This is a genomic window from Streptomyces sp. NPDC091412 (assembly GCF_044756885.1).
Taxonomy (GTDB): domain Bacteria; phylum Actinomycetota; class Actinomycetes; order Streptomycetales; family Streptomycetaceae; genus Streptomyces.
The window spans coordinates 1-7,460 of the sequence record NZ_JBIVTV010000019.1; the positions used below are offsets into that span (position 1 = coordinate 1).

The following is a 7,460-nucleotide window of genomic DNA, read 5'->3' on the forward strand; positions in this document are numbered from 1 at the left end:
AACTGCAGGCACTCCTCGCCACCTGGGCCGGCACCTGCCCCACCTGCCACCGCGACATACCCGAACCGATACGCACCTGACCAAGCCCTACTAGTCAGGAGCACGTGCCGAGTGTCTGCTTCGTGCGGTGGGCGGCTCCGGGCACGGCCGAGCCCCCGTCGGCTGATGCCGACGGGCCCACCCACCGGCCAACAGCCTGCGGCGGCCGTCCTCCGCGTCAGGTGCGTCACCAAGGGCTTCGGCGGTGCGGCAGCCCCCAACGGCGCCGACCAGAAAAACAGTTGCTGGATCGACGAGACACCCCCTGGCGTGCTCAAGCGCGGTTCGAGGCGCGCCGGACAAGCTGAGCCCCACTCGCTCAGCGGACGGATCATGGGGGATGAACAAGTGAACACTGTACGCACCCTGCCCGACCTCCTGCTCCAGAGAGCGGAGCGGGAGCCGGACGCGGCGGCGTACTCGCTGCTCGACTGGCCCGCCCAGGAGGGCGGCCGGGAGCGGACGCGTATCCGGCGGATCGGCTACGGGGAGCTGGACCAGGCCGCCCGGCGGCTGGCCGCGTGGCTGCTGGACCGTGGGCTGGGCGGGGAGCGGGTGCTCGTCCTCCAGCAGCGGCCCGAACTCTTCATCGCGTCGCTCTTCGGCTGCCTGTATGCCAACGCCATTCCGACGCCGTGCCCAGTGCCGGAAGGACGGCGCAGCGCGGACGAGAGGGTCCTCAGCATCGTGCAGGACGCGCAGGTGGCGTTGTTGCTCACCGACCGGGAGCGGGCCGCGGACGTCTCCCGCCTGGTGTCGGCGGTGGGCCGGGCCGACCTGCCCTGCCTGGCGCTGGACGACTCCACAGCGCTGCCGTCCGCGGCGGACTGGCGGCCTCCCGCGGGGGACCCGGACGCGATCGCCGTACTCCAGTACACCTCTGGCTCGACGCGGGAGCCGCGCGGCGCCCGGCTCACCCACCGCAACCTTCTGGCCAACCAGGAGGAGCTGGCGGTGCTGCTGGGCACCGGACAGCGCGCGTGTGTCGGCGGCTGGCTGCCCTTCCACCACGACATGGGACTGTCCGGGCTGCTGCTGCACCCACTGTGGCTGGGCACCACCGGCGTGCTGATGTCCACCTCCGACTTCACCCGCCGCCCGGGCCGGTGGCTCCAAGCGGTGAGCGAGTGCGGGGTGACCGTCAGCGGCGGCCCGGACATCGCCTACGAGCTGTGCACACGCAAGGTCACCGAGGAGGAGCTCGCCGAGCTGGACCTGTCGGGCTGGCAGGTCGCGGTGAATGGCTCGGAGCCGGTGCGGGCCGAGACGATGGACGCCTTCGCCGAGCGGTTCGCGTCGGTCGGTTTCCGGCCGAGCGCGTTCGTGCCGGCGTACGGACTGGCCGAGAGCACCCTGCTGACGGCCGGGAGGTGTGCGGGCACGGGCGGGCCGCTGCGCCCCTTCCACGCGGACATCGCGGAACTGGAGCTCGGGCGGCTCGTGCCCGCTGCCCCGGACCGGCCCTCCCGCGCCCTCATCGGCTGCGGCGCTCCGGCGGTGCCCCACAACGACCTGCGCATCGTGGAGCCGGACACCGGCCGGGTGCTGCCCGAGGGCCGGGTCGGCGAGATCTGGACCCGCGGCCGGAGCGTGGCCGACGGCTACTGGAAGCGCCCGCTGGAGACGCGGGAGACGTTCTGCGGGACCACCGTGGACGGCGAGGCCGGCTTCCTGCGGACCGGTGACCTCGGGGTGTTGCACGGTGGCGAGCTGTTCGTCACCGGCCGGATCAAGGACATGATGGTGCTGGCCGGGCGGAACGTGTATCCGCAGGACGTCGAGCACCGCGTGCAACAACTCAGTGAACTTTTCGGCGCCACGGCGGTGTTCACCGCGGATTCCGACCGTGACACGTTGGTCGTGGTGCAGGAGGTGCACGTGGGGCGCCGTTACGACCTGAACCTGGCCGCACTGGAAAGGGAGGTGCGCGCCTGCGTGGCCAGGGACTTCGAGGTGGCCGCCGTGAACGTGGTGCTGGTCAGGCCGGGAACGGTGCGCCGGACGTCCAGCGGCAAGATCCAGCGGCACACGATGCGCCGGCTGTTCCGGTGCGGCCGGCTGCTGCCGCTGACCGTGCCCCGCTGACCGCTGACCGCTGACCGCTGACCGCTGACCGCGGGACGACGGGGCGGATGCAATTTGGCTGGATAGCAAGGCAATTGAGGATCTGTGATCGTTGGCCGCGGAGGTACGGTTGCGACGTGCCGGGAAATACGGGGGCTCGGTATCTGGTCAGAGGAGACGCATGATCCGCGTGCTACTCGCCGAGGACATGAACATGGTTCGTGGCGCGTTGGTCGCCCTGCTGTCGATGGAACCGGACATCACGGTCGTGGCTGAAGTGGAGGACGGCGACCGGGTGGTACCGATCGCGCTGGAACACCGGCCCGACATCGCGGTTCTCGACGTGGACCTGCCCGGCACGGACGGACTGACCGCCGCCGGCATGCTCCACGAGCAGCTGCCGTCGTGCGGCACCCTCATGCTCACCAGCCTCGGCAAGCCCGGCACACTGAAGCGGGCGCTGAGCATGCGGGTGTCCGGGTTCCTGCTCAAGGACGCGCCGCCGGAGCAACTGGCCAGTGCCATAAGAAAGGTGGCCGCCGGGGAACGGGTGGTCGACCCGGAGCTGGTGCTCTCCGCCTGGGACTACGAGCGGAGCCCGCTGACCGCCCGCGAGATGGAGGTGCTGCAACTGGCCGCACAGGGGGCACAGGTGGGCGAGATCGCCGGGGCACTGTTCCTTTCCGCGGGGACCGTCCGCAACTACCTCACGACGATCGTCAGCAAGCTCAACGCGCGCAACCGTGTCGACGCCATCCGTATCGCGCAGGAGGCCGGCTGGCTGTCCTGAGCCACCGTCGGATGCCGGCACGCCTGCGCTCCGGACCGGGCACCACCCGGCCAAGGCACCGGCCACGCCCGGCCCGCCGGTGATGCCTTGAGCCGAGCGCGCCGGCTTCGCCGTCGCCCGCACCGCCGTCACGGCTCGGCCGAGAACTCCCGCGGTGCGGGCATCGCGCACACGCGCTCCCAGCTGCCGAGGTGTTCGCAGCGTGCCTCGGTGCCGCCCGGCATCCGGTTCGGGTCGGTCCGCACGCCGCGCGGATCCCGGCGCCGTTCGTGCTCCGCGCGCCAGACCCGGCCGCCGTGCCCGACGGGCCGCCGGTCGCCCCGGCGAACGTCCCCGGAGCCGTCCGCCGCCGTGCCCGACGGCTCCGGCGTCTCGCGGCTGTCCGGGACTCCGGCCACCACCTCGAACCGGCCACCGGATCTCCGTCCGGCCGTCAGCGTGCCGCCGACCGCCGCCAATCGCATCTCCAGGTTCGTCAGCCCACGGCAGTCCGTCGACGCCGTGGATGAGGACGCGACGTCGTCGCGGCCCTCCAGCCCCGTGCCGTCGTTGACGATGCCCAGCCGCAGACGGCGACCCACCCGGTCCAGCTCGATCGCACAGTGCTGCACCTTGCTGTGCCGCAGCATGTTGGTCACCGCCTCCCGCAGCACGATGGCCAAAACGGTGCCGGTCCGGTTCTCCGGCGGCGGCACCGACGTGCGCACATCCACCTCGATCGAGGCGGATCTGAGCATGGCCACGCACGCCTCCAGCTCCGTGGCCAGCGACAGCGACTGGTAACTGTGTGCCACGTGGCGCACCTCGGTGAGCGCCTGGCGGGAGATCGCCAGGATCGACGTCAGCTCCTTCCTGACTTGTTCGTCCCGGCGCGGAACGTACCGCAGCGCCACCTCTGTCTTGAGGGTGATCGCCGAAAGGCTGTATCCGAGTAGATCGTGCAGGTCGCGGGCGAACCGCCGACGCTCCTGCGAGACCGCGCCGACCAGCCTCGTCCGAGCCCGGCGCAGTTCGGACACCAGCCTGATGGCGTAGAGCGCCAGGCCGGTGACGAGGGTGGACGACGCGGTGGAGGCGGCGAACGCGGGGTCGTTGTTGAACAGTTCGGCGATCACCGCGTTGGCCGCCACGACGGCGAAGAACACCTGCCACTTCAACCGCGCGGGCAGAAGCAGCAGTACGGACGCGGCGAGGAGTCCGCCAACCGCCTCCCAGGGGTTTCCCAGCCAGGGCAGCGGCAGATAGGTGAGCAGGGCCTGTGCGGACAGTGTGATGGTGCGGTAGCGGCGTCCCCGCAGTTCTAATCGTGGCTGCGTCTGCAGGATCTGGAGGGCGCACAGCGCGGAGAAGCACAGGACGCACGCCGTCATCTGCATCGCCCGGGCCCCGGACGCCCAGGTGTTCATCGACACCTGGGCGAGAAATCCCGCCAGCACCGCATACAGAATGAAAGCAGTGAAGTGCGACAGCGGCACCTCCCAGGTTTCCGTGTCGCCGTCGGCCTGTTCTCGGCACTCTGTCCGCATCGTGGACTTTCCATCACTGCCCATCGCAACCCCCGTTACTTGGCGCACTGATTTCCGCGGGCAGCATACGTATGCCATACGCCTCAGAAGGTCAAATTCTCTCAGCGAAGGGCATATTCAGCCATGGCGAGCCGGGACCGGTTGTTCGGGGCGGTGATGGATGCGATCGCGGGCTGCTGCGCGCGGCATGATCTCCATGCTCAGAAGGCCGGCCTCCCCGCACCACACATTCGTCCGCAGGATCGCGGCCAGGGGTGCCTCGCCCCGTCCACGCCCCTACCTCCCACTCGTACCGCAAAGGACGAGAGTCTGGTCCAGTCCGGACCGGCGCGACAGGGTGCCCGCCATGTTTTCGGGGTGCGTTTTTCACGATCTCGGAAGGTGATTCTCCCGCCCGAGTCACGACGCCGTCACTGGCGTGGAACCGGCCCGACTTACAGGCTGGAGGAGCTGTGCCCGATGCCGCAGCGCACCCTGAGCGGAGGAGTACTGCGGGCCGGGCATCACGCCAGGCGTCACCAGTCACCGAGAAGGAGGCGGATCAGCGGTGCAGATCAAGCTCCTTGGTCCATTCATCGCACAGGAACACCACGGATCCATCGTCCCGAGCGCGGCGAAACCGCGGCAGGTCCTCGCCCTGCTCGCCCTTCGCGCGGGCGGCATCGTCACCGCGGCGACTCTGATGGAGGAACTCTGGGGCGACCAGCCACCGCGCAGCGGACCGACCACGCTTCAGACCTACATCCTCAAGCTGCGGCGCCTGCTGGAGCGGGCGCTGACTCCGGAGGACGACGCGCCGGGCACCTTCGCGTGCGGGGGGCCGACGGGAGCCGCCCGCCCGCAGGCGAAGGAGGTGCTCGTCACCCGCCATGGCGGATACCAGCTCGACGTCGAGCCGGGCATGATCGACACACAGGAGTTCGAACGGCTCCAGGAACTCGGCCAGGCGGCCTTCGCCGCCGGTGACCTCGCCGCCGCCTCCACCCTGCTGGGGCAGGCGCTCGCCCTGTGGCGGGGCCCGGCGCTGGTGGACGTCAAGACCGGGCTGGTGCTGGAAATGGAGGTGCTGTGGCTGGAGGAGGCGCGGATGACCGCGCTGGAGAGCCGCATCGCTGCCGACCTGCGGCTGGGGCGGCACGGTCAGGTGCTGAGCGAGCTGGCCACCCTCTCGGCGCAGCATCCCCTGCACGAGGGGCTGCACGCGCAGTTCATGGCGGCCCAGTACGCCTCGGGCCGGGTCTGGCAGGCGCTGCAGACCTACCAGCGGCTGCGCACCACGCTCGGGGCCGAACTGGGCATCGAACCGAGCGCGCGGGTGCAGCGGCTGTACGGGTCGATGCTCGCGGCGGACGCGTCACTGGATGTGTCCCTGGACGCGCCGCTGGACGTGGGTTCGCCGACCGGGCCGGTGCCGCGGGCGGCGCTGCGGTCGGCCGTCTGAGCCCAGGGGCGCGCGGTCGTCACGTCCGGAGGAACAGCGGGACGGAACAACAGCGGGACGGAACAACAGCGGGACCGAACAACAGCGGGAACTGTCGCACCGAGGGGCGGCGGTCACCGGGATCACTCCCGGGGCCGCCGCCTCCTCTCGTCGTGTACCGAACCGCCCGCGGTCAGCGGGAACCGGCCTCCGCGGCCAGCCGCTCGTCGAGGGTGCGCAGCGTGGCGGCTGCCGTCTCGGCCGTGGGCTCGTCGTCGGGGGCGCCGATCACGGTCATCAGCGACTCCACGAGCGCCTGCTTGAGTTCGTCCGTGGAGCGGGGGTCCTGCGCGGCGGTCGTCATGTGCTCCTCCTTGATTGGCTTCTCGGGCTGTGCTGCTCGGAAGGCGTCAGAACGCGTTGCAGGCGCGGAAGACATGGGCGAAGCCGGCAATGGACGCGGGTCCGTCGAAGGCCACATACTCGGGCAGCGCCACGTGCGGGGCCCACTTCTCCTTGTAGTCCAGCTGGGACTGCGCCGGGTACAGCGCGGCGCCCTCGGCCCACAGGAAGTGCATGAGCCACTGGAAGGAGGGGCTGCGGCCGGGCAGCTCGTTGTCGTCGGACAGGCCGGTGAACGGCGTGAAGCCGAAGTGCAGCCACTCCACGCCCTCGCCGGCGAACTTCTCGATGGCGGCGGCGTTGATGGCCTCCATCAGACCCGGGGAGCCGCCCGGGATGCGCCGGCTCAGGTCGTGCATCCAGCCGCTCCTGCTGCCGTAGACCGGCGAGTACGAGATGTAGCTCACCGGCGCGCCGTCGATTCTGCCGACGAAGAGCCGGCGGTGTCCCTGGGCCGGTCCGCCGACCTGGCCGACGAGGAACTCCAGGGGCCGGGCGTGCTCGCCCTTGGACCCCAGCCATGCCTTGTCGATCGTGTTCAGTGCCTCCTCACACTCCTCGGCCGGTACCTCCTCGACGACCAGGCCGTTACGCAGGGCGCGGGAGATCTTGTTGCGCAGCTGCATGAAGCGGGTGCCGCGCAGGGTGAACTCGGGCAGGTGCACCGCCCAGGAGGCGCCGATCTGGTTGACCGTGAACCCGGCCTTCCGGTACTGCTCCGCGTCGGCCCGCTGGAGCTGCACGGACACGAGGTGCAGTTGCTCCTCGCGGGCGCGCTCGCGCAGTCCCGCGAGCAGCTTGCCGTAGGCGTCGGCAGCGGCGAACGGGCCGCCGAACTGTACGAGGTGGCGGCCGGCCCGGCGGTAGACGGCCACGCCGTCGACGCCGGGGAGGGTGAAGACGTCGTTCCCGGAGTTGAGGGCCAGGAACGAGCTGGGATTCTCGGACTGAGTGTGTGTCGTTATGGCTCGCAGGACAGGACTGTCCAGGGTCGTTGCGCTTGTCGTCGACACAGCGATCCTTTCTCGTTGACGCGATTCGTCTTGGGAAAGTAGAGCACCGCACATAGAGCGGCGGTAGAGCGGAATGAGAGCCGGGGAACTGCGTCAGGGCGGTGTCAGTGCGATGTCAGCGGGGGCTGGCACAGTATTTCTCGTGAGCGGGACGGGAAACCGGACCGAACGCAAGGAGAGGTGCCCGGAGTGGTTTATCGGGGGCC

General features: G+C 70.2%; 6 protein-coding genes. 3 read left to right on the top strand and 3 right to left on the bottom strand.

Features of this window, described 5'->3' with window-relative positions; translation table 11 throughout:
* The first annotated feature begins 387 nt into the window (after positions 1 to 387).
* Together ACIQMV_RS31780 and ACIQMV_RS31785 are read left to right on the top strand one after the other, a co-directional pair.
* Positions 388 to 2,124, top strand: coding sequence for a fatty acyl-AMP ligase (locus ACIQMV_RS31780; RefSeq protein WP_402596676.1), 1,737 nt, complete (start codon positions 388 to 390; stop codon positions 2,122 to 2,124).
* 160 nt (positions 2,125 to 2,284) lie between these two features.
* Positions 2,285 to 2,893 carry a DNA-binding response regulator gene (locus tag ACIQMV_RS31785; protein WP_141363367.1) on the top strand — a complete coding sequence of 203 codons (609 nt, stop codon included), beginning with the start codon at positions 2,285 to 2,287 and terminating at the stop codon, positions 2,891 to 2,893.
* Between the two features lie 128 nt (positions 2,894 to 3,021).
* Here the strand turns inward: ACIQMV_RS31785 and ACIQMV_RS31790 are convergent, their stop codons facing one another.
* A complete protein-coding gene (locus tag ACIQMV_RS31790; RefSeq protein ID WP_402596677.1) occupies positions 3,022 to 4,419 on the bottom strand; it encodes a sensor histidine kinase in 1,398 nt (465 codons plus the stop codon).
* A gap of 547 nt (positions 4,420 to 4,966) precedes the next feature.
* Between ACIQMV_RS31790 and ACIQMV_RS31795 the strand changes: the two genes are divergently transcribed.
* On the top strand, positions 4,967 to 5,860 hold the full coding sequence (locus tag ACIQMV_RS31795; RefSeq protein ID WP_402596679.1) for a BTAD domain-containing putative transcriptional regulator: 894 nt from the start codon (positions 4,967 to 4,969) through the stop codon (positions 5,858 to 5,860).
* Positions 5,861 to 6,032: 172 nt separating this feature from the next.
* Here ACIQMV_RS31795 and ACIQMV_RS31800 read toward each other — a convergent pair whose 3' ends face one another.
* Positions 6,033 to 6,203 (bottom strand): hypothetical protein, encoded by a 171-nt coding sequence (locus ACIQMV_RS31800; protein ID WP_402596680.1) that lies wholly within the window; start codon positions 6,201 to 6,203, stop codon positions 6,033 to 6,035.
* Positions 6,204 to 6,249: 46 nt separating this feature from the next.
* Positions 6,250 to 7,254: a DUF2156 domain-containing protein gene (locus ACIQMV_RS31805; protein WP_402596682.1), complete on the bottom strand. Its 1,005-nt coding sequence runs from the start codon at positions 7,252 to 7,254 to the stop codon at positions 6,250 to 6,252.
* Positions 7,255 to 7,460: the final 206 nt, after the last annotated feature.